Origin of the sequence: Novosphingobium sp. (assembly GCF_049240505.1) — a bacterium.
Taxonomy (GTDB): Bacteria; Pseudomonadota; Alphaproteobacteria; order Sphingomonadales; family Sphingomonadaceae; genus Novosphingobium.
The window spans coordinates 1-26,627 of the sequence record NZ_JBMLSM010000215.1 but is presented as its reverse complement, the minus strand read 5'-3'; the positions used below and the strand labels follow the sequence as shown (position 1 = coordinate 26,627).

Annotated in this window: 24 protein-coding genes; 13 read left to right on the top strand and 11 right to left on the bottom strand. The window is 63.2% G+C overall.

Annotated elements, in window-relative coordinates; all coding sequences use genetic code 11:
- On the top strand, positions 1-1,125 hold a 1,125-nt coding region (locus tag ACOVQ0_RS17630; RefSeq protein WP_421887473.1), incomplete at its 5' end, for a phosphomannomutase/phosphoglucomutase.
- Positions 1,126-1,298: 173 nt separating this feature from the next.
- On the opposite strand, the gene ACOVQ0_RS17625 is transcribed toward ACOVQ0_RS17630, so the two are convergent.
- Positions 1,299-2,144: a BON domain-containing protein gene (locus ACOVQ0_RS17625; protein WP_421887470.1), complete on the bottom strand. Its 846-nt coding sequence runs from the start codon at positions 2,142-2,144 to the stop codon at positions 1,299-1,301.
- A gap of 177 nt (positions 2,145-2,321) precedes the next feature.
- Here ACOVQ0_RS17625 and ACOVQ0_RS17620 point away from each other — a divergent pair, with 177 nt between their 5' ends.
- From ACOVQ0_RS17620 to ACOVQ0_RS17610, 3 genes are read left to right on the top strand one after another with little or no spacing between them, the layout of a single operon-like run.
- Positions 2,322-4,040, top strand: a complete 1,719-nt coding sequence (locus ACOVQ0_RS17620) for an Hsp70 family protein (RefSeq protein WP_421887467.1) — start codon at positions 2,322-2,324, stop codon at positions 4,038-4,040.
- On the top strand, positions 4,037-5,830 hold the full coding sequence (locus tag ACOVQ0_RS17615) for a hypothetical protein (protein WP_421887465.1): 1,794 nt from the start codon (positions 4,037-4,039) through the stop codon (positions 5,828-5,830). The genes ACOVQ0_RS17620 and ACOVQ0_RS17615 overlap by 4 nt, the downstream gene beginning before the upstream one ends.
- 22 nt (positions 5,831-5,852) lie before the next feature.
- Positions 5,853-8,267: a ligase-associated DNA damage response DEXH box helicase gene (locus tag ACOVQ0_RS17610; protein WP_421887462.1), complete on the top strand. Its 2,415-nt coding sequence runs from the start codon at positions 5,853-5,855 to the stop codon at positions 8,265-8,267.
- 194 nt (positions 8,268-8,461) lie between these two features.
- On the opposite strand, the gene ACOVQ0_RS17605 is transcribed toward ACOVQ0_RS17610, so the two are convergent.
- Together ACOVQ0_RS17605 and gyrB are read right to left on the bottom strand one after the other, a co-directional pair.
- A complete protein-coding gene (locus tag ACOVQ0_RS17605; protein ID WP_421887459.1) occupies positions 8,462-8,713 on the bottom strand; it encodes a hypothetical protein in 252 nt (83 codons plus the stop codon).
- Positions 8,713-11,217, bottom strand: coding sequence for a DNA topoisomerase (ATP-hydrolyzing) subunit B (gene gyrB / locus ACOVQ0_RS17600; protein WP_421887456.1), 2,505 nt, complete (start codon positions 11,215-11,217; stop codon positions 8,713-8,715). Before gyrB ends, ACOVQ0_RS17605 begins: the two co-directional genes overlap by 1 nt.
- 183 nt (positions 11,218-11,400) lie before the next feature.
- Here gyrB and ACOVQ0_RS17595 point away from each other — a divergent pair, with 183 nt between their 5' ends.
- Together ACOVQ0_RS17595 and ACOVQ0_RS17590 are read left to right on the top strand one after the other, a co-directional pair.
- Entirely contained in the window at positions 11,401-12,816 is a 1,416-nt protein-coding gene (locus ACOVQ0_RS17595; RefSeq protein WP_421887453.1) for a M20/M25/M40 family metallo-hydrolase, read from the top strand.
- A gap of 262 nt (positions 12,817-13,078) precedes the next feature.
- The gene (locus ACOVQ0_RS17590) at positions 13,079-13,636 is read left to right on the top strand and encodes an HNH endonuclease (protein ID WP_421887476.1); all 558 of its coding nucleotides are present in this window, start codon (positions 13,079-13,081) and stop codon (positions 13,634-13,636) included.
- 84 nt (positions 13,637-13,720) lie between these two features.
- Here the strand turns inward: ACOVQ0_RS17590 and ACOVQ0_RS17585 are convergent, their stop codons facing one another.
- Both ACOVQ0_RS17585 and ACOVQ0_RS17580 read right to left on the bottom strand, forming a co-directional pair.
- Positions 13,721-14,941, bottom strand: a complete 1,221-nt coding sequence (locus tag ACOVQ0_RS17585; protein WP_421887451.1) for an MFS transporter — start codon at positions 14,939-14,941, stop codon at positions 13,721-13,723.
- 4 nt (positions 14,942-14,945) lie between these two features.
- Positions 14,946-15,956, bottom strand: a complete 1,011-nt coding sequence (locus ACOVQ0_RS17580) for an NAD(P)H-dependent flavin oxidoreductase (protein ID WP_421887449.1) — start codon at positions 15,954-15,956, stop codon at positions 14,946-14,948.
- A 300-nt stretch (positions 15,957-16,256) separates the two neighbouring features.
- On the opposite strand from ACOVQ0_RS17580, the gene ACOVQ0_RS17575 reads away from it, so the two are divergent.
- The gene (locus ACOVQ0_RS17575) at positions 16,257-16,946 is read left to right on the top strand and encodes a pentapeptide repeat-containing protein (protein ID WP_421887447.1); all 690 of its coding nucleotides are present in this window, start codon (positions 16,257-16,259) and stop codon (positions 16,944-16,946) included.
- 28 nt (positions 16,947-16,974) lie between these two features.
- A complete protein-coding gene (locus tag ACOVQ0_RS17570; RefSeq protein WP_421887445.1) occupies positions 16,975-18,543 on the top strand; it encodes a hypothetical protein in 1,569 nt (522 codons plus the stop codon).
- 71 nt (positions 18,544-18,614) lie between these two features.
- On the opposite strand, the gene ACOVQ0_RS17565 is transcribed toward ACOVQ0_RS17570, so the two are convergent.
- Positions 18,615-19,871, bottom strand: coding sequence for an aspartate kinase (locus tag ACOVQ0_RS17565; protein ID WP_421887442.1), 1,257 nt, complete (start codon positions 19,869-19,871; stop codon positions 18,615-18,617).
- Between the two features lie 83 nt (positions 19,872-19,954).
- On the opposite strand from ACOVQ0_RS17565, the gene ubiG reads away from it, so the two are divergent.
- A complete protein-coding gene (gene ubiG, locus ACOVQ0_RS17560; RefSeq protein ID WP_421887439.1) occupies positions 19,955-20,707 on the top strand; it encodes a bifunctional 2-polyprenyl-6-hydroxyphenol methylase/3-demethylubiquinol 3-O-methyltransferase UbiG in 753 nt (250 codons plus the stop codon).
- A gap of 3 nt (positions 20,708-20,710) precedes the next feature.
- The gene (locus ACOVQ0_RS17555; protein ID WP_168850991.1) at positions 20,711-20,893 is read left to right on the top strand and encodes a hypothetical protein; all 183 of its coding nucleotides are present in this window, start codon (positions 20,711-20,713) and stop codon (positions 20,891-20,893) included.
- 3 nt (positions 20,894-20,896) lie between these two features.
- Here ACOVQ0_RS17555 and ACOVQ0_RS17550 read toward each other — a convergent pair whose 3' ends face one another.
- The 3 genes from ACOVQ0_RS17550 to ACOVQ0_RS17540 form a co-directional block, all read right to left on the bottom strand.
- A complete protein-coding gene (locus ACOVQ0_RS17550; RefSeq protein ID WP_421887435.1) occupies positions 20,897-21,214 on the bottom strand; it encodes a DUF1294 domain-containing protein in 318 nt (105 codons plus the stop codon).
- Positions 21,215-21,257: 43 nt separating this feature from the next.
- Positions 21,258-21,665: an acyl-CoA thioesterase gene (locus ACOVQ0_RS17545; protein ID WP_421887432.1), complete on the bottom strand. Its 408-nt coding sequence runs from the start codon at positions 21,663-21,665 to the stop codon at positions 21,258-21,260.
- A gap of 70 nt (positions 21,666-21,735) precedes the next feature.
- Positions 21,736-22,473, bottom strand: coding sequence for an NAD-dependent deacylase (locus tag ACOVQ0_RS17540; RefSeq protein ID WP_421887430.1), 738 nt, complete (start codon positions 22,471-22,473; stop codon positions 21,736-21,738).
- A gap of 26 nt (positions 22,474-22,499) precedes the next feature.
- Between ACOVQ0_RS17540 and dapB the strand changes: the two genes are divergently transcribed.
- From dapB to ACOVQ0_RS17525, 3 genes are read left to right on the top strand one after another with little or no spacing between them, the layout of a single operon-like run.
- Positions 22,500-23,228, top strand: coding sequence for a 4-hydroxy-tetrahydrodipicolinate reductase (gene dapB, locus ACOVQ0_RS17535; protein WP_421887427.1), 729 nt, complete (start codon positions 22,500-22,502; stop codon positions 23,226-23,228).
- Position 23,229: 1 nt separating this feature from the next.
- Positions 23,230-23,931 carry an endonuclease III gene (gene nth, locus ACOVQ0_RS17530; protein ID WP_421887424.1) on the top strand — a complete coding sequence of 234 codons (702 nt, stop codon included), beginning with the start codon at positions 23,230-23,232 and terminating at the stop codon, positions 23,929-23,931.
- Positions 23,928-24,332, top strand: a complete 405-nt coding sequence (locus tag ACOVQ0_RS17525; RefSeq protein ID WP_421887421.1) for a hypothetical protein — start codon at positions 23,928-23,930, stop codon at positions 24,330-24,332. The genes nth and ACOVQ0_RS17525 overlap by 4 nt, the downstream gene beginning before the upstream one ends.
- Positions 24,333-24,373: 41 nt before the next feature.
- On the opposite strand, the gene ACOVQ0_RS17520 is transcribed toward ACOVQ0_RS17525, so the two are convergent.
- Both ACOVQ0_RS17520 and aroC read right to left on the bottom strand, forming a co-directional pair.
- Positions 24,374-25,693 (bottom strand): dicarboxylate/amino acid:cation symporter, encoded by a 1,320-nt coding sequence (locus tag ACOVQ0_RS17520; RefSeq protein WP_421887417.1) that lies wholly within the window; start codon positions 25,691-25,693, stop codon positions 24,374-24,376.
- Positions 25,694-25,768: 75 nt separating this feature from the next.
- On the bottom strand, positions 25,769-26,627 hold an 859-nt coding region (aroC, locus tag ACOVQ0_RS17515), incomplete at its 5' end, for a chorismate synthase (RefSeq protein WP_421887413.1).

Below are 26,627 nucleotides of genomic sequence, written 5' to 3'. Positions count from 1 at the left end.
CCAGAGGTGCAGGGCGGCGTTCACGTAACCGGCAGCCACAATCCCGCCAATCACAATGGCTTCAAGATGGTACTTGAAGGCGCCCCGTTTTTTGGGACCGACATAGTCGATCTCGGGCGCATCGCCGATGAAGCCGCGTGGATCAGCGGTAGTGGTGGCGTCTGCGATGCCGACGTTACCGAAGCCTATGTCGATTGCCTGATCGGCGCGCTGGACGGAATCGACAGGGGCACCCTGGACAACATCCGCATCGGCTGGGATGCCGGGAACGGCGCGGCTGGTCCCGTGGTCGAGGCGCTGGCCGCGCGGCTGCCCGGAACCCATGTCCTTCTTCATACGAGCGTGGACGGCCATTTTCCCAACCATCATCCTGATCCGACTGTGGAATCCAATCTTGCCGATCTTCAGGCTGCTGTCGTGGAGGGATGCCTCGACTTCGGTGTGGCATTCGACGGAGATGGCGACCGGATCGGTGCGGTGGACGGCAGGGGTCGGGTGATCTGGGGTGACCAGTTGCTGGCGATCTATGCGCAGGATCTGCTGCGCGAATGGCCGGAATCAACGGTTATCGCGGATGTAAAGGCCAGTTCCACCCTGTTTGCGCGCATTGCCGAACTGGGTGGCAAACCACTGATGTGGAAAACCGGGCATTCGCCGATAAAGTCCAAAATGAAGGAGACGGGCGCACCTCTGGCAGGCGAAATGAGCGGGCACATGTTCTTTGCCGACCGATATTTCGGTTTTGACGACGCTCTTTACGCCGCCATGCGCCTGATCGCCGCCACGATCCGAATCGGAACGAGCCTGACCGCAATGCGCGATGCTATGCCCGAACGCATCGCCACGCCAGAGCTGCGCTTTCATGTGGATGAGGCACGCAAATTTGCCGCCGTGGACGAGGTTCTGCGCGAATTGCCGGCCGATGGCGCGCAGTTGAACGACACGGACGGCGTGCGCGTGGACACGGCTGACGGCTGGTGGCTGCTGCGCGCATCGAACACGCAGGACGTGCTGGTCGTGCGCGCCGAAAGCGACAGCGACGAGGGCCTCGCCCGCCTCCTTGCGGAAGTTGACGTGCGCCTCGCCGCCGTTGGTCTAGAGCGCGGCCCACAAGCCGCGCACTGAGGTTTTGGCGATTATATACTTTGCAAACAACCACCTTTTGCAATCGTCATTGCGAGCCTCGCGTAGCGAGGAGAAGCAATCCAGGGCGGTTTAAGCCAACTCTGGATTGCTTCGTCGGCTTTGCCTCCTCGCAATGACGATATGTGTTTGCAAACGATACAATCGCCAAGGTTTTACGCGACCGGCGTTCCACCGACACCCCAGCCCAAGGTTCCGCCTTCACGCGCTTCTTCCCGGCTGTCCGTCGCGCCTGTGGTGCTGACCCGCAGATTGTTCTGCACGTGCTTCACCCCGCTGACATCCTCAACACAATCTTCGGCGCGGCGCTTGTCGCTGCGGCTGGCCACCGTGCCTGTCAGCGTGACTTCGCCTTCGGTCACGCTGACCGAAATCTGGCGTGCGTCGATGAAAGGATGGTCGGTCAGGCGGTCATTGGCATCTTCGCGGATTCGTTCGTCGGTGCGGATATAGTCGCTCGGCCCGCGCCCGCGATGATCCTGTTCACGTCGGCGTTCGGCATCGTCATCACCGAACCAGCTACGCACTTCATCGACCGCGCGATCGACGAAGCCACGCGGATCATCATCACGGTACGCGCCGCGCCCGCTGTATCCGGCTCCGTATCCCGCGCCGCCTGATGGATAGCTCGTCCGGCCTCCCCAAGCGCCGATGCCTTGGCCATAGTCCTGCGAGGTAAACCAGTCAGCGCCGGATGGACTGGGGTTACCCTGCCCATCCTGCCAGCGCGAACGACCATAGGTTTCGTTCTGATCACGGTCACTATAGTGATTGTAATGCCGATCACCCACTTCCCAATCGTGGGTGCGACGATCACCGCGCATATCGTCATTGCTCTGGTAGGAGCGCGGCGCTCCTGCGCCAGTATTGCCCGAACGGCCCCAACGGTCGCGCCCAAATTCGCCCGAATAGCCCCCGCGTGCATGATCGTTTCCTGCCATGCGGTTGCGGCGCTCGTCTTCCCAGCGGTCACGCGATTCCCAATCAAAGCGGTTTGCCATCGTCACTCTCCTGCAGAATTGCCATAAGTTGTTGTCATGCAAGGATAACGGGCCTGACGAAGGTTGGTCCCCGGCGATTGTCGCACGCATCAGGCACCTCGTCGCGCCGTCGCTTTACTCTTGCCAAATCCGCTGCGGCTGACGCATCAGGCTTGGGTCGGACGGACGGGATTACGGATGCTTATCGGGATCGATCTGGGAACCACCAACAGCGCGGTGGCCCTGTGGCAGAACAGCGAAAACGGAGGTGAAGCGCAGCTCGTGCCCAACGCGCTGGGTTCGCTGCTCACGCCGTCTGCCGTATCGGTCCTGCCTGATGGCTCAACGCTGGTCGGCGCCGCCGCGCTGGAGCGCATGGGTTTGAAAGACGGTGCCACGGCGACGAGCTTCAAACGGCTTATGGGCACAGACCGCAAGGTGCGGTTGGGCAAGAAGGAATTTGCCGCAGAGGACCTTTCCGCGCTGGTGCTGATGGCGCTGTGCAGCGATGTGGAAGCGCAGACCGGCACGCGCCCGACCGAAGCGGTGATAACCGTGCCCGCCTATTTCAACGACCGTCAGCGCAAAGCCACGCGCCGTGCGGGCGAACTGGCGGGGCTGACCGTGCGCCGCCTGATCAACGAACCCACTGCCGCCGCGCTCGCCTTTGGTTTGCAGGACAAGGAAGAGCGCGAACCGTTTCTGGTGTTCGATCTGGGCGGCGGCACGTTTGACGTTTCGATTGTCGAGATGTTCGAAGGCATTGTGGAGGTGCGCGCTTCTGCTGGCGACAACCGGCTGGGCGGGGACGATTTCAACAACGCCATCGCCACGGCGGTGCGCGGGCGGCTCGATCCCGATGGCCTGCTGGGCAAGATCGACGAACAGCGTGCGCAAGCGCTGCTGCTGCAAGCGGCTGAGCGCACCAAGCGGGGGTTGAGCGAGGCGCAGGAGGCCGAGTTCGCGCTGACCGTGGATGGCACGCGGCTGGCCACGACAGTCACAGCCAGCGAGTTCGAAGCGCAGGCCGAAGGATTGATCCGCCGCCTGCGCGATCCGGTGGTGCGGGCGCTGCGCGACAGCCAGATCGATGCCCCATCGTTGAGCGAGATCGTGCTGGTAGGCGGAGCCACCCGGATGCCGCTGGTGCGCAAGGCGATCACACGATTGTTCGGACGTTTTCCCAACTCATCGGTTCACCCCGATCATGCGGTGGCGCTGGGCGCGGCAATTCAGGGCGGGCTGATTGCGCGCGACGGCGGGCTTGAAGAAATCCGCATCACCGATGTCTGCCCGTTTACGCTGGGGATAGAGACGGCGGAACATTCGGCACGCGGCACCGTGCAGCAGGGGCTGTTCTCCCCGATCATCGAGCGCAACACGCCGGTGCCGGTCAGCCGTTCGGGCGTGTTCAGCACGATGGGCGACGGACAGAAGCAGATCGAGGTGAAAATCTATCAGGGTGAGGCGCGCGAAGTTTCGGGCAATGTCCACCTTGGCCAGTTGAAAGTGCCGGTGCCGCCGCGCCCGGCGGGCGAAGTGTCGATCGACGTGCGCTTTTCCTACGACAGTTCGGGCCTGCTGGAAGTGGATGTGGAAGTGCCTTTGACCGGTGCCACGCACAATCTGGTGATCATTGACGAGGAAGACCGCAAGGCCGCGAGCGATCTGGAATCGCGGCGCAAGGCTCTGGCCGCGCTGAAGCACCACCCGCGCGAAGAGGCGGCCAACCAGATGCTGCTGGCGCGGGCAGAGCGCTGTTATGAAGAGTTTCTGGGCGACGTGCGCGCGGTGGTGGGTGACCGCACGCGCATGTTCGTGGCCGCGCTCGACAGCCAGGACCCGCGCCGCATCGCCGATGCCGCCACCGATCTGGCCGGGCTGCTCGACATGCTGGAAGCGAACCCGCCGCTTTGACACCTACTCAGGCCTGGAAAGTCCTTGGGATAGCGAAGACGCCCGATGTGGGCGCGATCCGCCGCGCCTATGCCGAGCGGCTGAAGGCGATGGATATCGACAAGGATGTCGATGGCTATGCCCGGCTGCGCGAAGCGCGCGATGCGGCGCTGCGTTGGGCCAGGATGCAGGCCAAGTCTGAGCCAAGCGAAGAGTTCGATCCATTCGCAGGGGTTGCGCCGCCGGAGGAAACCGAGCCGAGCAAGGCATTGGAATCGATTGCCGAATCCGAAACCTCAAGCTGGCTTTATGCTGCCCCCGCAGCGCAGGGTGAAGCCGATCCGAGCCTGACCACGCGGCTGGGTGACTCCTCACCCAAGCTGGACGTGACCACCGGCTTTTCGGCAGCGCAGGCACCTGCCGAACAGGCGATTGCGGTGGCCCGCGATCCTTTTGCCCGGCCCGTTCTGCTGGGTCTGGAGCCGACATCCGACGCAGTGATGCCCGCATGGGCGCACGAGCAGGCGCTGCACCGGCTGCTCTTTGCCGTCCAGCGGCAGGACAATGACGACGATACACCGCCTCCGCTGGAAGGGTGGGAAGAGGCGATGGCGCTGGGCCATCTCAAGGCCGTGCTGCGCCATGCCGAGACGGTGAGCGTCACCGCCTTTGACGAGATCGACAACTGGCTGGCCGGAATGCTCGCAGATAGCTGGCCGCGTTCAGCTCCCTTGCTGGAACCGGCAGCGGCAGTGTTCGGCTGGGAAAGCGAGCGCGGACAGGTTTCGGAACGACCCGCCATCGCTTTCCTCAATGCACGGCTGCGGGGCCTTCGCTTTCGGGAAAAGGTGCAGGAGCCGGGCCATCCGCTGCACAAGGCCTGGAAGGAACTGACCACACCCGCGCAGCAGGGCAGCCGCAAGGGCTGGTTTGTGAAGCGGGCGGAGGTGGAGCAACTGCTTGCGGGCGTGCGCAAGAACTTCCCCGAACTCGAACACCACTTCGATCCGTGGCGCGTTGCGCTGTGGGACAAGGCGGATGGCAGCGATGTTGGCAGCGGCTGGTTCAGCAACGGGCGATTGATCGCGATTGCTCTGATTTTTCTGATTCAAGTCTTGCGGGTGGCTTTCGATAGCGGGTCGTCCGACAGTTCAGCCCCGCCTCCATCAGTTGCGCTTTCTGCAAGCGAGATGGCCGAGGACAGCAACGCAATCGGCGGCGCCATCGCAGCCATCTTTGGGCCGGAGATCACGCTGGAGGGGCTGAAATCTCTGCAGCCCGATCTGTCGGCGCTGTTCAGCGCAAACCGCACCATCGCGCGCGCTGACGGTAGCGACGACAAGGCATATCACGCCAAGGTTCACGATCTGGTGCGCGAGCGGATGTATATGACCGCGCTTGTCGAAAAAGGGCCGCTGCTGGCCGATGTGCAGCGCGTGCGGGCCGATCTGCTGCGCGCCGCGCGCAAGGTAGGCGCAGCGCAGTGCATGGCCTTTGTCCGCACGCGCAGGTTGGACCCGCAGGTGGTGGTGCCCGAAGCGACGCTTGAGGAGGAGCGCAAGCTCGCGGTGCGGATGCTCGATGCGAGCCAGCTTGGCCCGCCGCAACGGATGGCACCGGCAAGAGCGCAGGTGCCCGGCGAGCTTGTCGGAAAAGTAATCTTGCTGACTGGCATTCCAGACGAGCGCGTGCGCAAGGCCATGAATGGAAAGGGCAGCGATGCCGACCAGTGCGCCGTCAATATCGCGCTGATCGACGCCACGCTGGCGTGGAAGGGCAAGGACCGCGAGGCGATACTTTCGGTTCTCTAAGCGCGTGCCTATCTTGGGCAGGATGACGCTGCCCGCCTCCATTACCGACTGGTTCACCGCGCGGGGCTGGCGCGTGCGGCGGCATCAGAGCGAGATGCTCGAAGCGGCGCGTGCCGGACAGCACGCCCTGCTGGTGGCCGATACCGGCGCGGGCAAGACGCTGGCCGGGCTTCTGCCGACGCTGGCGGACTTTGCGGGCGATCATGCGCCGGGCGATGGGTTGCACACGCTCTATATTTCGCCGCTGAAAGCGCTGGCGCATGACGTGCAGCGCAATCTGCTTAATCCCATTGAGGAGATCGGGCTGCCGATCCGGGTGGAGACGCGCAGCGGGGATACGCCGTCCGACCGCAAGGCGCGGCAGCGAGCCAAGCCGCCGCATGTGCTGCTGACGACGCCCGAATCACTCTCGCTGTTGCTGAGCTATCCAGAGGCGGCGACGATGTTTGCGGGGCTGCGGCGCGTGATCGTGGACGAGGTTCATGCCTTTGCCACGGGCAAGCGCGGCGATCTGCTGGCGCTTTCGCTGGCGCGGTTGCAGGCGATATCGCCAGAGATGCGGCGCGTGGCTCTCTCGGCCACGGTGGCGGACCCGCAGGACTTCTGCGCATGGCTTGCGCCGGGGGGCGATGCCGCTTCCGTCCGTTTGGTTGAGGGGGAAGCGGGCGCGAAGCCGGAACTTGCGATCCTGAACCCGGAGGATGAGCGCGTGCCCTGGGGTGGCCATGCGGCTGCCTGGGCGGTGCCGCAGCTTTACGACGAGATACGGCGCAACCAGACGACGTTGATCTTCACCAACACCCGGTTTCTGGCGGAATACATCTTCCAGTTGCTGTGGGATGTGAACGACGACAAGTTGCCCATCGGCATCCACCACGGCTCGCTGTCCAAGGAGGCGCGGCGCAAGGTGGAAGGGGCGATGGCGCGGGGCGAATTGCGCGCACTGGTCTGCACCGCCAGCCTCGATCTGGGCGTGGACTGGGGCGACGTTGATCTGGTGGTGCAGATGGGCGCGCCCAAGGGATCGTCGCGACTGCTGCAGCGGATCGGGCGGGCCAATCACCGGCTCGACTGCCCGAGCAGGGCGCTGCTGGCGCCGGGCAACCGGTTCGAGTTTCTGGAAGCCTTCGCCGCGCAGGAGGCCGTCCACGAAGGGCGGCGCGATGGCGAGGAGTTCCGCGCGGGCGGGCTGGACGTGCTGGCGCAGCACGTGATGGCCTGCGCCTGCGCGGGGCCGTTTGATGAGGCGGCCTTGCTGGCCGAGGTGCGTTCAGCTCATCCCTATCGCTGGATCGACGAGGCGCAGTGGCGGCGCGTGCTGGAATTCGTGGCGACGGGCGGATACGCGCTGCGCGCCTATGACCGGTTCAAGCGCATTGTGCGCGAGCGGAACGGCACTTGGCGGCTGACGCACCCCGAACATGCCGCGCGGCACCGGTTGAATGCGGGGATCATCGTCGATTCCGAAATGCTTGATGTGCGGTTCAGGAACGGTCGCTCGCTGGGCAAGGTGGAAGAGAGTTTCGGGGCGACACTATCGCCCGGCGACACGATTCGGTTTGCGGGCATGGACCTTGAAGTCGAAGGCGTGCGCGATCTGGAACTGATCGTGCGGGCGGCGAAGAAGCCGGGGCAGATCCCAAGCTACATGGGGGCAAGGCTGCCGCTGACCACGCACCTTTCGGACCGGGTGCGCGCCCTGATGGTGGACCGGGCAGGATGGGCGCGCTTCCCCGATGATGTGCGCGAATGGCTGGAAATGCAGGACTGGCGGAGCAAGCTGCCCGGTCCCGGAATGCTGCTGGCGGAAAGTTTCCCACACCAGAACAAGCACTACACCGTCTATTACACGTTCGAAGGGTGGAACGCGAACCAGTCGCTTGGCATGTTGATCACGCGGCGGATGAACGAACGTGGGCTGGTACCACTGGGGTTCGTCGCCAACGATTATTCGCTGGCCGTGTGGGGCGCGCGGCCCGTGGACGACCCGGCGCCGCTGCTATCGCCCGATATCCTTGCCCACGAATTCGTGGAATGGGTTCAGGAATCGCACCTTCTGCGCCGCGCCTTCCGCGAAGTGGCGGTGATTTCCGGGCTGGTGGAGCGGCAGCATCCCGGCAAGCGCAAGTCAGGCAAACAGGTGACGTTTTCGACCGATCTGATCTATGATGTGCTGCGCAAATATGAACCGGACCATCTGCTGATCGAGGCGGCATGGGCCGATGCGCGGGCGCGGATGACCGATGTGGGGCGGTTGGGCGACCTGCTGGACCGCGCACAGGGGCAACTGGTCCATGTCGAACTGGATCGCGTCAGCCCGCTGGCGGTGCCGGTGCTGGTGATGATCGGGCGCGAAACGACGCCTGCGGGCGCGGCGGACGACGAATTGCTGATCGAGGCGGAGAGCCTTGCCGCGGCGGCGATGCGGGCGGATTGAGCTTCTCCGCAGACCGGTAGAAAATAAGATGATGTTCACGCGAAGCCGCAAAGGCGCGAAGATGTCGCTCTTGTCGTCAGGCTGGACATTCTCTCATGCGTTGCGTTTGGCGCTGCCTGAGATGAACAAACGGCTTCGCCGCCGGCGCGACATCTTCGCGCCTTTGCGGCTTCGCGTGCAATAATTCAGCGGTTTCAATTCGTCTCGCGCGCCAGTCTGTCGGCCAGTTCGGCGATTTCCGAAGGATCGAGCAGCCATGTGCGCGTTGCCCGGCCTTCGCGGTGGATGGGCTTGGTCAACAGCACCCGCGCATTATCGCGCGCATGGGGCTTGTAGAGGCCATAGTGCAGCGCGCAGTCACGGATCGTGCCGATGATGGGCGCGCGGCCTTCAAGGTCGATCATCGTTGCGGGCTGGTCCCACGGAATGTCGTCAGTGAAAGCCATCAAACGTCCAAGTTCGCCACGTTCAGGGCATTTTCCTGAATGAAATCACGGCGCGGTTCCACCACATCGCCCATCAGGCGAGTGAAGATTTCGTCCGTCACGTCGGCATCCTCAACCTTTACCTGCAGGAGCGAGCGGATGTCGGGGTTGAGCGTGGTTTCCCACAGCTGTTCCGCGTTCATTTCGCCCAGCCCCTTGTAGCGCTGGATCGACAGGCCCTTGCGCCCGCCAGCGAAGACGGCATCAAGCAGTTCCGAAGGCCGCGTGATCGCGTCCTTGGGCTTGGCGGTGACAACCACCGGGGCTTCATCATCACCATCGGCCACAGGCGCAGCCACTTCAGCCTCAGCGGCAGTGGCGCGCACCAGCCGCGCCATGCCGGAATAGACATCGGCGTTTTCCGCCGCGAGGCGCGCAAGTTTGCGAGCCTCTGCGCTGACTAGGAAACCGGCTTCGATCATGTGATGATCGGTCACGCCGCGCCACAGGCGCTGGACATGGTATCCGCCTTCTTCGGAAACGATGACGCTCCAACGCGCTTCGGTATCGCCGCGATTGAGCCAGTCTGCCGCACGGGCAAGCGCCGCATCGCGTTGCTCCGCCGTCATTTCAGGTTCGAGCGCACCCGCCAGAGCCAGCGCCTCGATGATCGAGGGGTTATAGCGGCGTGGCGCGAAAGCCATGAGGTTGCGCATCCGCAGCGCATGTTCGACCAGCCCTTCGAGATCCGGCCCGCTGCGGGCGCCTCCGGTGCTTTCCAGCACGCGACCCGAAAGGCCCGCTTCGACCAGATAGCGGTCCATCGCGGCGTTGTCCTTGAGGTAGACTTCGCTGCGGCCCTTGGCGACCTTGTAGAGCGGAGGCTGGGCGATGAAGAGGTGCCCGGCCTTGATGATTTCGGGCATCTGGCGGTGGAAGAACGTGAGCAGCAGCGTGCGGATATGCGCGCCGTCGACGTCAGCGTCGGTCATGATCACGATCTTGTGGTAGCGCAGCTTTTCAAGATTGAATTCATCGCGCAGGCCCGTGCCCATCGCCTGAATCAGCGTGCCCACTTCCTTGGACGAAATGATGCGATCAAACCGCGCGCGTTCAACGTTGAGAATCTTGCCCTTCAATGGCAGGATCGCCTGCGTCTTGCGATCGCGCCCCTGTTTGGCGCTGCCGCCTGCCGAGTCACCCTCGACAAGAAACAGTTCGCACTTGGCGGGATCGCGTTCCTGACAGTCGGCCAGCTTGCCGGGTAGCGAGGCGATATCCATCGCGCCCTTGCGCCGGGTCAGTTCACGCGCGCGCTTGGCGGCTTCGCGCGCGGCGGCAGCGTCAATCACCTTCTGGACGATAGCCTTGGCGTGGCCGGGATTTTCTTCCAGCCATTCGACCATCTTGTCGGCCATCAGGCTTTCCAGCGGCTGACGCACCTCGGAACTGACCAGCTTGTCCTTGGTCTGCGAGGAGAATTTCGGGTCAGGCAGCTTGACCGAGACGATGGCGGTAAGGCCTTCGCGCATGTCATCGCCGGTGAGGCTGACCTTTTCCTTCTTCAACAGGCCCGACCGTTCGGCATAGCCATTGAGCGTGCGCGTGAGCGCCGCGCGGAAGGCCGCCAGGTGCGTGCCGCCATCGCGCTGCGGGATGTTGTTGGTGAAGCACAGGACGTTTTCGTAGTAGCTGTCGTTCCATTCGAGCGCGACATCGATGCCGATGCCATCGCGGTTGGCCGAAATCGCCACCGGTTCGGGCATCAGCGGCTGCTTGTTGCGATCGAGGTACTTCACGAAAGCCGCGATGCCGCCTTCGTAATAGAGATCGTGTTCCTTCACCTCTTCATGGCGACGGTCACGCAGCAGGATGCGCACGCCCGAATTGAGGAACGCGAGTTCGCGGTAGCGGTGTTCGAGCTTGTCGAAATCGAACTCCAGCACGTTCTTGAAGGTTTCGTGGCTGGCCGAGAAGGTCACGCGCGTGCCCTTCTTGCCTGCTGGCGCATCGCCCCGCACCACCAGAGGCCCTTCGGCATCGCCATTGGCAAAGCGCATCCAATGCTCCTTGCCTTCGCGCCAGATCGTGAGTTCCAGCCATTCGGACAGGGCGTTCACCACCGAAACGCCCACGCCGTGCAGACCACCCGAAACCTTGTAGGCGTTATCGTCAGACGTGTTTTCGAACTTACCGCCCGCGTGAAGCTGGGTCATGATGACTTCGGCCGCCGAAACGCCTTCTTCGGGGTGAATATCGGTCGGGATGCCGCGGCCGTTATCTTCCACCGAAACCGAACCATCGGGGTTCAGTTCGATCAGCACAAGATCGCAGTGCCCGGCCAGCGCTTCGTCAATCGCGTTGTCCGACACTTCGAACACCATGTGGTGCAGGCCCGAACCATCATCGGTATCGCCGATGTACATGCCGGGGCGTTTGCGCACCGCATCAAGGCCCTTCAGGACCTTGATCGAATCCGCGCCATAGGAATTGGTGTTGGGGGTGTTTTCGTTCGTGCTGGCCATCGTTTGCACATAGTCATCAAGGCGTAAAAACCCAAGCGAATCCGGCCTGTTTTACACAGGACCGGGCGCAGTTTCATCCAATCCGAAACAAGGGGAAAATCGCCCCCTGTTCAAGCGCTTGGAACTCTGCTGAATTGTCTGTCAGTAACGGTGGCCGCGCCGCCGGTTCAGGGGACATGCATCATGCAAAAATTGCTTCTCGCGGCGCTGGCCGCCTCGCAGATCGGCACGGCGGCCCATGCCGCAGACGCGCCGCTGGCGCCCGACGTGGCCCAGTTCCGCGACCTTTACCGCGAGCTGATCGAGACGAATACCACCGTCAACAATGGCAGCTGCACCGAAGCGGCAGCAAAGATGGCGGCACGGCTGAAAGCGGCGGGCCTTCCAGACAGACAGATCGTGCCATTCTCAACACCGGAACACCCCAAGGACGGCGGCCTTGTGGCGATGATCCCCGGCACGTCGAAAAGCCTCAAGCCGATGCTGCTGATCGCGCATATCGACGTGGTGGAAGCCAAGCGTGAAGACTGGACCCGCGATCCGTTCAAGCTGATCGAGGAAGACGGGTATTTCTATGGCCGCGGCACGGTGGACGACAAGGCGCAGGCCGCGATCTGGACCGACATCTTCGTGCGTTTTGCCAAGCAGGGCTACAAGCCCAAGCGCACGATCAAGCTGGCGCTGACCTGTGGTGAGGAAACATCCGGCGCGTTCAACGGTGCGGAATGGCTGGCCAACAACCGCAAGGATCTGATCGACGCGGCCTTTGCGCTGAATGAAGGCGGCGGTGGGCGCACCAATGGCACGCCCATTTCCAAAGGCGGCAAGCTGGAAGTGCAGACGCTGCAGGTGGGCGAAAAGGCCTATCAGGACTTCACCCTGACCGCGACCAACCCCGGCGGACATAGCTCGCAACCCGTGCGTGCCAATGCGATCTATGACCTGTCCGAAGCCCTGCTGAAAATCCGCGAGTTCGAATTTCCGGTAGAGTTCAACGATACCACCCGCGCTTTCTTCACCAAGGCGGGCGCGGCGCGCGGCGGCGAAGTGGGCAAGGCGATGCAGGCCATTGTCGCCAACCCGGCAGACAATGCGGCGCTGGCGGTGCTGCGGCAGGACAAGATGCTCAATTCGATGCTGCACACCAGTTGCGTCGCCACGCTGGTGAACGCGGGCCATGCGCAGAACGCCCTGCCACAGCGCGCCACGGCCAACGTCAACTGCCGCATGTTCCCCGGTCGGACGACGGACGAAACGCAGGCCATGCTGGAAAAGGTGATCGCCAATCCCGCGCTGAAGCTCGTGCCCAAGGTGCTGGGCAAGCCGATTGCGGTGGTGCCGCCGATGGACCCGGCGATCGTTGGCCCGATCGAGAAGCTGGCGGCAAAGCACTACCCCGGCGTGCTGGTGCTGCCCACGATGCTGACCGGCGCTACCGATGCGGTCTATCTGAAGGGCATCCCGACATATGGCGTGCCGGGCGCGTGGCTCGATCCCGATGGCAACGGCATTCACGGGCTGAACGAGCGGATCGAGGTGCAGTCGCTCTACAAGGCGCGCGAATATCTGACGGATCTGGTCAAGGCTTTGGCTGGCTGAACGGCACGGTAAAGGGGGCAGGCTGTGGATAGCGCGGCCTGCTCCCCCTTGACGCGGGACTCGCGGGGGTGTTTCTTCCCTTCATGCGTAACACAGCGGTCACGAGGCTCAGCCATGACTGCCCCTGCGGAGGCGATCCCGCCCCCGTTTTCCCAGCCCCCGTTTTTAGGGACCGGTTCAGGACGTGCTGCACAAGGCGCTGATCGATCGGGCGGCTTCGGCCAGGCCCCACAGCGGCGATAGCGCCGCGATCAACGACGTTTTGCAGAACGACCGGCATCTTGCCAATTGCCCTGCGCTGGTTCTGAACGCGGATTACACGCCGCTCAGCTATTATCCGCTCAGCCTGTGGCCGTGGCAGACCGCGATCAAGGCCGTTTTCCTTGAGCGCGTGGACATTATCGACACTTATGACCGCGAGGTACACAGCGCCAGCTTCGGCATGAGGCTGCCTTCGGTGATCGCGCTGCGGCAATATGTGCGGCCCAGCGAATATCCGGCGTTCACGCGCTTCAACCTGTTCCTGCGCGATGGCTTTCACTGCCAATACTGCGGCACGCACGAGAACCTGACGTTTGACCACATCGTGCCGCGCCGGCTTGGCGGGCGGACATCGTGGGAAAACGTCGCCGCTGCCTGCGCGCCCTGCAACCTGAAGAAGGGCGGGCGCACGCCAGAACAGGCGCACATGCGGCTGATGAACCGCGCCATCCGGCCCACGACATGGCAATTGCAGGAGCGGGGGCGCGCGTTCCCGCCGAACTATCTGCATGAGACGTGGCGGGACTGGCTTTACTGGGATGTTGAGCTGGAAAGCTGATGCTTCGACAAGCTCAGCATGAACGGTTCACAATATCATCCCCAAAGGTCCGCTCGTCCTGAGCCTGTCGAAGGACGCCTGAGCTTAGGGCTTTCGGCCGAGCAGGGAGGCGCCCTTCAGGAACAGGATCAGCGTCAGCACCGAAATGCCCGCCGAAAGCAGCATCGGCATCCCCGGCAGATGTATCGCGGCATCAGGGCCGCTGAACCGCTCCAGCGTCTGGGTGTAGAGCGGTGGGCCGATGATCGCGGCAATCGAGCCGATGGACTGGACCGCGCCCTGCAACTCGCCCTGGCTGCGCGCGTCCACCGCGCGGCTGTTGTAGGCCGAAATCGGCGGCTGAACGAAGCCCTGCAGCGATCCCACAGCAATGGCCAGATAGACCTGCCATGTCTCCACCGCCAGCACATAGAGCACCGCCGAGGCGCAGAGGCCCGCAACGCCCAGCATCACCGCGCGCCGCTCTCCCAGCTTGGGCAGGAAGAGGCGCAGGGCCACGCCCTGCACCAGCGCGCTGGTAAAGCCGACCATCGCGAGAGCCAGCCCCACCTGTCCGGTGGTGAAGCCATAGGCAGCGATGGCGAAATAGGGCCAGACTGCGGGATAAACGACATGCGCCAGTTGCCACATGCCCAGCGCCGCCACGAACCACAGCACGGTCGGGCTTTGTCCTTTGAGCGCCCGCAACGACGAAAGCGCATTGGCCTTGCGCCATTGGAATGGTCTGCGGTTTTCGGGCGCGAGCGACTCTTTCAGGAAGAAGAACCCGAAGGCAGCGTTGGCCAGCGCCAGTCCCGCCGCCGCATAAAACGGCAGGCGCGCATCGACCGAGCCGAGCAAGCCGCCTAGCGCCGGGCCAACGACGAAGCCGATCCCGAAAGCAAGACCCATCAGGCCGAAGTTGGCGGCGCGCTTTTCGGGCGGGGTGACATCCGCGATATAGGCATAGCCGGCAGAGAAGCTGGCTCCGGTAATTCCCGCCAGCAACCGGCCAGCGATCAGCCAGCCGAAATTGGGAGCCATCGCCTGTAACAGGTAATCCAGCCCGAGCATCAGCACGGCCCCGAGCAACACCGGCCTGCGCCCGAAACGGTCCGAAAGGTTGCCGATCACGGGCGCGAAGACGAACTGCATCGCGGCATAGCCTGCGCCCAGCCACCCGGCATAACCCGCCGCCGTGCCCACATCCACATGTGTCAGGTCCATGATCAGACCGGGCAGCACCGGCGCGACGATGCCAAAGCCCAGCATGTCGATCAGGACGATCGCAAAGACGATCCCGAAAGAGGCGCGCGCACCCTTCATCAGGTCAGCGGCGCGAAAGCGCGTCCTCGCTTTGCGCCATCAGTTGCGCGATGATATCGGCCACCGGCTCTTCAGCGTTGACCATGCCGACCGATTGCCCGGCCATGATCGAGCCACGCTCAACATCGCCGTCGATCACCGCGCGGCGCAGCGCACCGGCCCAGAAGTGTTCGATTTCAAGCTGGGCGGCAGCCATATCGACTTCGCCCGCGTCCAGCTTCTTTGCCACTTCCACCTGCTTGGCGGTGAATTCCTCGGTGCCCTTGTTCTTGAGCGCGCGCACCGGGATAACCGGCAGGCGCGGATCGACCTGCACCGAAGCGATCGCATCGCGCGCATTGCCCCTGAAGAACGCCGCCTTGAACGCAGGGTGCGCAATCGATTCGGTGGCGCAGGCAAAGCGCGTGCCGAGCTGGACGCCCGAGGCACCCATTTCCAGATAGCTTGCCACCATCTCGCCCCGGCCAATTCCGCCCGCGACAAAAACGACATGGTCTTCGGCCAATGCAGGCAGGAATTCCTGCGCGAGAACCGAGGTGGAGACGGGGCCGATGTGCCCGCCCGCTTCCGAACCTTCGATCACCAGCGCATCGGCGCCCGACCGCAACAGCTTCTTGGCCAGTGCGAGCGTGGGTGCAAACACCAGAACCTTGGCGCCAAATGCCTTGATGGCTTCAACGCTGCCCTTGGGCGGAATGCCGCCTGCCAGCACGACATGACCGACCTGGTGCTTCGCGCAGACTGCGATCAGATCGAACAGCATCGGGTGCATGGTGATCAGGTTCACGCCAAAAGGCTTTGCCGTCAGCGCCTTGGTCGCCGCGATTTCCGCATCGAGCAGTTCGGGCGTCATCGCGCCGCAGGCGATCACGCCAAAGCCGCCCGCGTTGCTGATGGCCGAAACGAGATTGCGTTCCGAAACCCAGCTCATCGCCCCGCACAGAATTGCGTGTTCGGTGCCAAGAAATTCGGCACCACGGCGCATCAGGGCAGAGGTTTGGGGCGTTGCGGTCATTATGATGTGGTTCCGTGCGAGAGTCCGGCGCGCGCTTTAGGGCTGGTTCGTGTCGGCAACAAGGCAAGACTTGCACCACACATTGGCACTTGATCTATCGCGGCGATCACTCTGTCCACATCAATGCGTTTTACCGATCAACCGCATTGCCGTATTTCATTTGCATAGCCCAGAGCCGTAATGCTCAGATCTCCCCCTCATCGGGCTGGCTCAGGGTCGCACCCCGTCTTCCGGCAAATGGATCGGCCGGAAGGCGGGGTTTTGCTTTGGTATGGCCGTCTACTCGCGTAAGCGCGCTCGATGAACGATATCGCCCCCCACAACACCCTTACCGGCCAAACACTTGATCGCGCTGCCGTGGCCGATTTCGCGCGGCGGGGCGCGCACCACTTTATCGAATGCGATCTGGCCGAAGCCGATCTTTCGAAGATCGACTTTTCGGGCTGGACGTTCGAACGGTGCAATCTGCGCCATGCCGATTTTTCCGGCGCGAAACTCAACCGCACCAACTGGCGCGGATGCAAAGGCCCCTTCGCCAACTTTACCGGGGCCGACCTTGATGAGGCCGTGATCGGCGCCAGCGATTTCAACAACGCGGTGTTCCGCCGCGCCAACATCGCTTCGGCCAGGTTCACCGCCACCCGGATGACCGGGGCCGATTTTCACATGGCAAAGGGCATGGATTTTCGTTTCGAGGAAGTGCTGCTCGTCGGCGCGCGCCTGCCCGGACTTTCGTTTCGTAAGGAAGTGCTCCAGCGGCTCGATCTGGCGCAGGCAGATCTTGCGAAGTGCGATTTCCGGGGCGCAGTCTTCGAAGGCTGTTCGTTGCGCGAGGCCAACCTCGATGGCGCGCAGTTCAGTGGCGCGGACTTGCGCGGAGCTGATCTGGGGGGATTGCAACTTGAGGACGCCCGCGTCTTTCGCGGCGCGGTGATATCGCGCGAACAGGCAGAGCAGTTGCTTTCGGGCTGGGGCCTGCTCATACGGTGATGCACACAGGTTGACGGGGGCGTTGCACATGAGTCGGATATCTCGCCCACTCACCCACATCGCTTGCGCGCTTGCCGTAGGGCTTATCGCCCTTGCGCTGTGGCGGCTTGTGGCGAGCCTTGCGATCAACAGCTTCTGGCAGGACGAGCTGTTTTCGATGAATCTCGCGCGGGTGCCGCACTTTGCCCAGATGCTGCGCAGCGCCGCTTCCGACACCCATCCGCCCACGTTCTATGCACTGCTGTGGGGCTGGACCCGCCTTGCCGGTTTTGGCGAGATCGAAACGCGGATATTACCTCTGCTGTGTTCGATTGGCCTTCTGGCCACGATCCTGTGCCTGCCCCGCCCCGGCATTGGCGTGCTGCCGCGCCTGTTCGTTGCGGCGCTGGTGGCGACGAGCCATTTCTGGAACGAACATGCAGCCGAAGTGCGGTCCTATGCGTTGGCAGCGCTGCTGCTGGCCCTTGCCGCACTGGCATCATCAAGGATCGTCGCGGCACCCGATAACACGCGAAAATGGCAGATCACGCTTGTCCTTTCCGCAACGCTGGCCGCCGCCACCCATCTGTTCGCGCTCTATGGTGCGGCGTGGATTGCGCTGGCTCTGGTTGGCGTGCGCCTCGGCCAATGGCGGACCGCGCTGGGCGTTATCGCGGGCGTTACTCTTGCAGGGGCCGCTTATTCCACGCAGATCCTGCTGTTCCATGACTTCGGCAATTCCGGCCTGCTGTTCACCCCCACCCCTGCCTTCCTGCTCAACCATGTGATGATCGGCCTGCGCTCTGCCGGGCTTCCCCTGCTGCTGGGCTGCGCCATGCTGGCGGTGCTGGCAACACTGGGGATCATCGCAAGGCGCGGATTTTCCGACCGGACAGACCGCGCTGCCACGCTTCATGACATTGCCCTGTTGGCCGGACCTCTGGCGGTAACGCTGGCAGGACTCCTGGTGACGCTGATCGTGCCCAGCCTGAACTATCGCGGGCCACAGGTGGGGCTGGTACTGGGATGGTGCGGGTTGATCGGCCTGATCGACAGAGCAGCCAAGAACCATTCCCACGTGGTGCCCGCCGCACTGCTGGCGGCTCTGGCGATGACCGGTGCATGGCTGCTGTCATGGCAGGGCCTGCGCCCGCTGCCCAGCCGCCCGGATTTCCGGGAACTGGCAAGACAGCTTGCCGCCCAACCCGGTTGCAAAGGCGCGGTAATTCCCGTGCTGCGCGATGTGGATGCGCGGGAGGATATCGCATCGGACGGCACCGGGATGCTCACCCTGCTGCGTGAACGCTTTGGCTATTACGATAGCGCTGGCCAGCGCTTTATCCCTTTCATACTGGTGCGCGGCGGATATGACGCCCAGGTCGCCCCGCGCGCATTGCTGGCCGGGCGTTTGACCGGACAGGACGTGTGCCCGATTATCGCAATCACGGCGGATGTGCGCGGCTACCCCGCTGCCCGGATCGAACAAAGCCTGCGCACGGCTATTGCCGAAAGCGGTGGCGACCCGGCGCGCCTGCAAGCGCGCTGGTTGATCTGGTATGTAGATGGGCACCCTGATCAGCCGGTGCGTTCTATCGCACTGTTTTCACTGCGGCCGTAGCGAGAGACCCACACAAACAAAAAGCCCCGACTTTTCAGCCGGGGCCCTTTTCGTTGGTGCAGATGAGCGGCTTATTCGCCGTCCATCTCGTAAGCCGTGTGCAGCACGCGGACAGCCAGTTCGGTTTCGTCCTCGTCGATCAGCACCGAAACCTTGATTTCGCTGGTGGTGATCGCCTGTATGTTGATGCCGCGATCGGCCAGCGCGCGGAACATCGTGGCGGCAACGCCCGCGTGGCTGCGCATACCAACGCCAACGACGCTGATCTTGGCGACCTTGCTGTTCGACAACATCCGGTAATAGCCGATGGTGTCCTTGCGCTCTTCCAGCAGCGCCTGTGTGCGGGCCAGATCGGAAATCGGCACGGTGAAGGTGACGTCGGTCTCGCCCTTGTCCTTGGCGATGTTCTGGATAATCATGTCGACGTTGATGTTGGCCGCTGCCAGCGGGCCAAAGATCGCGGCAACGGCGCCCGGACGGTCCGAGATGCGCGTCAGGGTGATCTTGGCTTCGTTCTTGTCGGCGGCGATGCCGGTGATGAGCTGGCGTTCCATATCGAGTCCTTCAAGCTCTTCGTCAGAGACAATCATTGTGCCGGGAATCGTATCGGCGGCAGGGGCATCGTCATCGATAAACGATGACAGCACCTGCACGCGCACGCCTTCCTTCATGGCAAGGCTGACCGAACGGGTCTGCAAAACCTTGGAACCGACCGAGGCCAGTTCAAGCATTTCCTCATACGTGACATTCTTGAGCTTGCGCGCCTTCGCCACGATACGCGGGTCGGTGGTGTAAACCCCATCGACGTCAGTGTAGATGTCGCAGCGATCGGCCTTGACCGCAGCCGCCACGGCCACAGCCGAAGTATCGGAACCGCCACGGCCCAGCGTGGTCACACGGCCGGTTGGGGCAACGCCCTGAAAGCCGGGGATCACGGCGATTTCGCCCCCGCCCATGCTGGCCAGCAGCGCCTCGGCATCGATATCCTCGATCCGCGCCTTGGCGTGGGCATCATCGGTCTTGATCGGCACCTGCCAACCAAGCCATGACCGCGCCTTGCAGCCCAGCGCCTGCAGGTGCATCGCCAGAAGGCCGGATGTCACCTGTTCACCGCTGGCAACAACCACGTCGTATTCGGCGGGATCGTAAAGCGGGTTGGCTTCACGGCAGAAGGTGACGAGACGGTCTGTCTCGCCCGCCATTGCCGATACGACCACCGCAACTTCGTGGCCTGCCGCCTGCTGGCGCTGCACGATGCGCGCCACGCGGCGGATGCGCTCGGTTCCGGCCATCGAGGTGCCGCCGAATTTCATCACGATGCGGGCCAAGGGCTTGCTCCTGAAATCTCAACGAAAGAATCTTTCCCGCAAGTCCGGTGGAAAATGCGGCGCGGGCGCTTTAGGGAGGCATTATGAGCAATGCAACCTCTGCGCATACCATTCGCCCCCAAACCATACGGGCCGATGAGGCCGCCCACTTTGGGAAACTGGCGGCGGACTGGTGGAACCCCAAGGGTTCCTCAGCCATGCTGCACAAACTGAACCCGGTGCGACTGGGTTTCATCCGCGATGCGATCGACGCGCATTTCGGTGGCGATTCGCGCGGGGTGAAGCCGCTGGCGGGGCGGCGCGCGCTGGACGTTGGATGTGGTGCGGGATTGCTGTGCGAACCGCTGGCCCGGCTTGGTGCTGCCGTTACCGGCGTGGATGCCGCAGAGGAAAATGTGGCCGTCGCCCGGCTCCATGCCGAAGGCGCCGGTCTTTCCATCGACTACCGCTGCGGCGATGTCGGCCAGCTTGGCCTTGCCGGATACGATCTTGTCACATCGATGGAAGTGATCGAACATGTGGCAGACAAGACGGCGTTCATCAGCGCGCTGGAGGCCGCGCTGACAGATGGCGGGCTGATGATCCTGTCCACCCCCAACCGCACCACCCGTTCGCGCCTGCTGCTGGTCGAAGGCGCCGAGGGCTTGGGCATGGTGCCCAAGGGTACGCACCACTGGAACGATTTCATTACCCCCGTTGAGCTGCATGACCTTCTCGATGCGGCGGGACTCAAGATGGGCAACCCGATGGGGATCGCATGGAGCGTGTCACGCGGGCTGCATCTGTCAGACGACCTTGCGCTCAACTACATCGCCACTGTCACGCGGAAGGATTGAACGATGGCCGCTGAACGCTTCGAGCGCCACAAGCAGGCGTGGACCGCTGACGAGATCAGCAAGTTGCACACGCTGGCGAAGAAGGGCATGGCCCTCAAAGCCATAGCCAAGGCGCTGACCCGCAGCGAAGAATCGGTGAAGCAGCGCGCGAAGAACGACGGGCTTAGCATCGCCAAGCTGCGCTGACCGTCACTTCCAGAACTGGTTGGCAAGATCCCAGCCGTTCCAGCCAACAATCGCCATGACCTGCAGAAACGCAATCGTGTGAAGGTTGCGGACAAAGGGCTGTTTGCGCGTCTTGTGCCGAAACAGCTTGCGGCCAAGATAGGCGCCCGGCGTGCCGCCAAGAAACGCCAGATGGAGCAGCGTCGCCTCACTCGTCCGCCAGCGACCCGTCTGCGCTTTCCATTTATCGATGCCAAACGCCGCAAAGGCGAGGACATTCAGCGCGGCAAAGGCCATCGCGATATTGGCAGGCGTCAGCAACGGGGCGAGCAGGTCTTTCATGCGCGCAGCAATATCGGCGCAGGATCAACGAATCGTATAAAGCTCAGTCTGCCGATGAAGGCAGGAACTTCTCCACCAGATCGCGGGCAAGGCGCGCCGGACGCAGTGTTTCGGCATCGAGGCAGCACCAGCTTGATTTGACCTCGGCCAGGACGTCCTCGCCGCGCTTGATCACGGTTTCGTAAAAGGCACGCGCGCCCTGCACTTTTTCAAGGATCACGTGGGCAATCACAGCATCATCCAGAAACGTCGGGCGACGATAGGTGATCTCGTGCTTCAGGGCGACCCACAGGTGCGCCGCCACAGCCTCTGCCGGGGCCAGTGCCTTCCAGTGATCGATAACCGCGTCCTGCACCCATTTCAGGTAGGACGCATTGTTGACATGACCCATGAAATCGATGTCGGCAGGATCGACGGAAATCGGGACGAGATGGGGGATCGCGTTGCTCACATCAGTGTAGATAACACGATTTGCGCGCAACGGGTAGACCGGCGGCCATCCTTTTGCGCGCCGCAACGCTTTATGACGATAGCAGTTCGTCCACCCATTCCGGCACGACCCGCGTGGCCGGACCAAGCCGGGTCTCATGGAACCACGCCGAGCCTTGCGAACGCTCAAGATTGAGTTCGAGCGTCTGCATCCCCAGATCGCGCGCCGTGCGCACCAGACCTGCCGCCGGATAGACCGCGCCGGATGTGCCGATCGACACGAACAGGTCGGCGGCGGATATCGCCTGATAGATCTCGTCCATGCGATACGGCATTTCGCCAAACCACACGATGTCCGGGCGCAACGCCGGTTCGCCGCACGCCGGGCAAGCCGGGCGCGCGATCAGCGATCCGGTCCAACGATGGCGCACATCGCAAGCGGTGCACCATGCGTTGAGGTGTTCGCCATGCATGTGCAGGACATTCAGCGCGCCATCGTTTTCCGCGTTGGGGCGTTCATGCAGATCATCGACGTTCTGCGTCACGATCAGCACATCGCCGCCCGCCAGCTTCGGCCATTCCCGGTCCAGCCGGGCCAGTGCGACATGCGCGGCATTGGGCTGCTTGGTCTGGATCGCCTCGCGCCGCATATCGTAAAAACGCAGCACCAGATCGGGGTCACGGGCAAAAGCTTCAGGCGTGGCGACATCCTCCACCCGGTGCTGCTCCCACAGCCCGCCTTCGCTACGGAAGGTATCGATGCCGGATTCGGCAGAAATTCCGGCTCCGGTGAGGATCACGATATTGCGCGGGCGTATCATCCCGACCATGAAGCACGCAACGCAAGGGGTAGGCAATGACCAGAATCGGAATCATCGGCAGCGCAGGGCGCATGGGCAATGCGTTGCAATCCGCAGTCGCAGCGGCAGGGCACGAATTTGCAGGCGGCATCGACAAGGGCGGCGATCCTAAGGCGCTGGCGCAGGCCGCCGATGTGCTGGTCGATTTCTCCGCCCCCGCCGCGCTGGAGTTCAATCTCGATGCGGCGATCCATGCGGGCATCCCGATCGTTGTCGGCACCACCGGCCTTGAAGAGCGCCACCACTGGCTGATCGATGCTGCTGCGGTAAGCATTCCCGTGCTGCAAACCGGCAATACCTCGCTCGGCGTCACGCTGCTCGCCCATCTGGTGCGCGAAGCGGCGGCAAGGCTGGGCGATGACTGGGACATCGAGATCGTGGAAACCCACCACCGCATGAAGGTTGACGCACCATCGGGCACCGCGATGCTGCTGGGCGAAGCTGTGGCCAAGGGTCGCGGCGTTGCGCTGACGGATGAAGCCGTGCGCGGGCGCGATGGCATCACCGGTGCTCGCAAGGCGGGCACCATCGGCTTTGCCGCCCTGCGCGGCGGATCGGTAGCGGGAGATCATTCCGTCCACTTCCTTGCCGACAATGAACGGCTGACCTTCTCCCACCTGGCCGAAAACCGCGCGATCTTTGCCAAGGGCGCCATTCGCGCAGCGGAATGGATGCTGGGACAGAAGCCGGGCCGCTACACCATGCCCGAAGTTCTGGGCCTCTGACGTGAAGAAGGCCGACGTCTTCGAGTTTTTCCGCCGTCTGGCCGAAGCCAACCCCGCGCCCGAAACCGAGTTGGAATACGGCAACACCTACCAGTTGCTCGTCGCCGTCACGCTTTCCGCGCAGGCGACGGACGTTGGCGTGAACAAGGCCACGCGAAAGCTGTTCGCCATCGTCAAGACGCCGCAGGACATGCTCGATCTGGGTGAGGAGGGGCTCAAAAGCCACATCAAGACCATCGGCCTGTTCAATTCCAAGGCGAAGAACGTGATGGCAATGGCCGAAATCCTTGTGCGCGAACACGACGGAGAAGTGCCCGCAGATCGCGACGCCCTCACCGCCCTGCCCGGCGTCGGTCGCAAGACCGCCAACGTGGTGATGAACTGCGCTTTCGGGGCCGAAACCTTTGCGGTCGACACCCACATCTTCCGCGTCGGCAATCGCACCGGCCTTGCGAAGGGAAAGACGCCGCTCGCCGTTGAGAAAGGACTGGAGAAACACGTCCCCCAGCCCTTCCGCGTGGGCGCACACCACTGGCTGATCCTGCACGGGCGCTATATCTGCAAGGCGCGCACGCCCGAATGCTGGCACTGCGGGCTGGTTGACCTTTGCGGGTTCAAGGGCAAGGTTCTGGAGAAGGGGGCGAAACCCGCGACGGCAGCGAAAAAGCCCGCCGCGCGCAAACGCAAGGAGAGTATGGCATGAACCGCAAGACTCCGATCCTTCTGGCAGGCATCGCCATCGCGCTGACCGGTTGCGCCGCCAGCACAACACCCGGCAACGACGGGCACCGCAGCGATATCCCCAAGGCAAAGGTCGTGGGCAAGGCGGTGAACTGCCTGCCCATCCAGTCCTTGCGCGAAAGCGTGGTGCGCGATGACTGGACCATCGATTTCCGCACCGGCGCCAGCACCTGGTATCGCAACAGCCTGCCGCGCCGCTGCAACGGCTTGGGCTTCGAACGCGCGTTCAGCTACGCCACTTCGCAGACGCAGTTGTGCAACGTCGACATCATCACCGTCATCGCGAACACCGCCGGACCGGGACCGATGAATCGCAGCTCTTGTGGGCTGGGCGAATTTACGCCGGTCGAGCTGACGAAATAACTGTCCGCATCACCCGCACTGGCGAGTGATGCGGCAGCATCTCAACTCTCGAAGTTCACCGGATCGAGGTTCAGCCCGGCCCGGCCATCCGCCGCCGTATGCGCAGGCGCGTGGGCCGGTTCGGCATCCGGGTCCAGCGGCGGCTGCAACATGCCTTCCCACTTGGTGATAACCGAAGTGGCCACCGCATTGCCCACCACATTGGTGGCCGAACGCCCCATGTCGAGGAAGTGGTCCACCCCGAGCACCAGCGCAATGCCTTCGACCGGCAGGCCGAACTGGCTGAGCGTGGCCGCGATCACCACAAGGCTGGCGCGCGGCACCCCGGCAATGCCCTTTGATGTTACCATCAGCGTCAGCAGCATGACGATCTGGCTGCTCACCGGCAGTTCGATGCCATAGGCCTGCGCGATGAACATCGCCGCAAAGCTGGTGTAAATCATCGAACCATCAAGGTTGAAGCTGTACCCCAGCGGCAGCACAAAGCCCGAAATGCGGCGCGGAACGCCGAACCGGTCCAGCTGCTCGAACAACTTGGGCAGTGCCGCTTCGGAACTGGCAGTAGTATAGGCCAGCAGCAACGGTTCGCGGATATACCGGATCAGCGTGAAAATCCGCCCGCGCAGGAAAATCGCACCCGCGCCCAGCAACACAGCCCACAGGATGATCATGGCCAGATAGAACGAGCCGACCAGCTTGCCATAGGTCAGGATAATCCCCAGCCCGCGCACCGCGATGACCGAAGAGATCGCGCCGAACACCGCAAACGGGGCAAAGCGCATGACATAGCCAGTGATGGTCAGCATGATCTGCGCCAAAGCCTCGGCCCCGCGCACCAGAGGCGCGCCCTTTTCGCCCACGGCAGACAGCGCAATGCCGACGAACAGCGAAAACACCAGTACCTGCAGGATATCGTTCTTGGCCATCGCCTCGATCGGGCTGGCCGGAAACACCGACAGCACGAAGTGCCGGAACGTGAAATCGCCCGTCGCCAGCTCGCCCAGGTCCCCCGTAGGCGTCAGTTCCAGCCCGACGCCGGGCTTGAGCAGATTCACCAGCACAAGACCAAGGCTGATCGAAACGAAGCTGAACGTGATGAACCACGCCAGCGACCGCCCGCCAATGCGCCCGAGCGCCGCACTATCGCCCATCGAAGCAATGCCGGTGACGATCGTGGCCAGCACCAGCGGCGCCACGATCATCTTGATCAGCCGCAGAAACACATCGGGCAGCAGCTTCAGCGTATCGGCAACATAGGCCAGCGTCGCATCGCCCTTCGGATATGCCACGTTCAGCGCGTAACCGACGACGATGCCCAGCACCATGCCGATCAGGATGTAAAGGGTAAGGCGCCTGGCCAAGAACTATGCTCCCGCAATTTTGTTGCGAGAGAGACTAACGACGTTTCGCGACAGGCTCAACCGTTGAGGATGAGTTTAGCCACACTGCCCGCGATGCAGCAGCTTCTGGTCGGCCAGCACCAGCGCCATCATCGCTTCCACCACCGGCACGCCGCGAATGCCGACGCAGGGGTCGTGGCGGCCCTTGGTGAACAGTTCGGTGGCCTCGCCCTCTCGCGTGATCGTGGGCATGGGGGTGAGGATTGAGGACGTGGGTTTGAAGGCCACGCGCACGCTCACCGGCTGTCCGGTGGAAATGCCGCCCGCGATGCCGCCTGCGTGGTTGGCGAGGAATTCCGGGCCTGCTGCGCCTGTCCCGGATTTTGAGGGCCGCATCGGATCGGCATTGCCTTCGCCGGTGTTACGCGCGGCGGCAAAGCCATCGCCGATTTCCACGCCTTTCACCGCGTTGATGCCCATCATCGCGTGGGCGAGTTCGGCGTCGAGCTTGGCATAGAGCGGCGCGCCCCAGCCTGCTGGCACGCCCGTCGCCACGCATTCTACCACCGCGCCAAGCGAGGAGCCGGACAGCCTCGCATCGTCCACCAGCGCTTCCCAGCGGGCGGCAGCGTCTGCGTCCGGGCAGAAAAACGGGTTGCGGCCGATCTCGGCCTCATCAAACCGGGTGACGTCGATAGCGTCGCCGCCGATTTCGCTCACCCATGCAAGGATTTTCACTTCCGGCAGCACGAGCCGCGCCACCCCGCCTGCCGCCACCCGCGCCGCCGTTTCGCGCGCAGAGGAACGTCCGCCGCCGCGATAATCGCGGAAGCCATACTTCGCGTCATAGGCATAGTCGGCATGGCCGGGGCGATAGGCCTTGGCGACATCGCCATAGTCCTTTGATCGCTGGTCCACGTTCTCGATCATCAGGCTGATCGGCGTGCCGGTCGTC

Coding starts and splice junctions, on each gene's coding strand:
- ACOVQ0_RS17625 (WP_421887470.1), bottom strand. CDS start 2,144: ATGGCAAACCGCTTTGATTGGGAATCGCGTGACCGCTGGGAAGACGAG.
- ACOVQ0_RS17620 (WP_421887467.1), top strand. CDS start 2,322: ATGCTTATCGGGATCGATCTGGGAACCACCAACAGCGCGGTGGCCCTG.
- ACOVQ0_RS17610 (WP_421887462.1), top strand. CDS start 5,853: ATGACGCTGCCCGCCTCCATTACCGACTGGTTCACCGCGCGGGGCTGG.
- ACOVQ0_RS17605 (WP_421887459.1), bottom strand. CDS start 8,713: ATGGCTTTCACTGACGACATTCCGTGGGACCAGCCCGCAACGATGATC.
- gyrB (WP_421887456.1), bottom strand. CDS start 11,217: ATGGCCAGCACGAACGAAAACACCCCCAACACCAATTCCTATGGCGCG.
- ACOVQ0_RS17595 (WP_421887453.1), top strand. CDS start 11,401: ATGCAAAAATTGCTTCTCGCGGCGCTGGCCGCCTCGCAGATCGGCACG.
- ACOVQ0_RS17585 (WP_421887451.1), bottom strand. CDS start 14,941: ATGAAGGGTGCGCGCGCCTCTTTCGGGATCGTCTTTGCGATCGTCCTG.
- ACOVQ0_RS17580 (WP_421887449.1), bottom strand. CDS start 15,956: ATGACCGCAACGCCCCAAACCTCTGCCCTGATGCGCCGTGGTGCCGAA.
- ACOVQ0_RS17575 (WP_421887447.1), top strand. CDS start 16,257: ATGAACGATATCGCCCCCCACAACACCCTTACCGGCCAAACACTTGAT.
- ACOVQ0_RS17570 (WP_421887445.1), top strand. CDS start 16,975: ATGAGTCGGATATCTCGCCCACTCACCCACATCGCTTGCGCGCTTGCC.
- ubiG (WP_421887439.1), top strand. CDS start 19,955: ATGAGCAATGCAACCTCTGCGCATACCATTCGCCCCCAAACCATACGG.
- ACOVQ0_RS17555 (WP_168850991.1), top strand. CDS start 20,711: ATGGCCGCTGAACGCTTCGAGCGCCACAAGCAGGCGTGGACCGCTGAC.
- ACOVQ0_RS17550 (WP_421887435.1), bottom strand. CDS start 21,214: ATGAAAGACCTGCTCGCCCCGTTGCTGACGCCTGCCAATATCGCGATG.
- ACOVQ0_RS17540 (WP_421887430.1), bottom strand. CDS start 22,473: ATGGTCGGGATGATACGCCCGCGCAATATCGTGATCCTCACCGGAGCC.
- dapB (WP_421887427.1), top strand. CDS start 22,500: ATGACCAGAATCGGAATCATCGGCAGCGCAGGGCGCATGGGCAATGCG.
- ACOVQ0_RS17525 (WP_421887421.1), top strand. CDS start 23,928: ATGAACCGCAAGACTCCGATCCTTCTGGCAGGCATCGCCATCGCGCTG.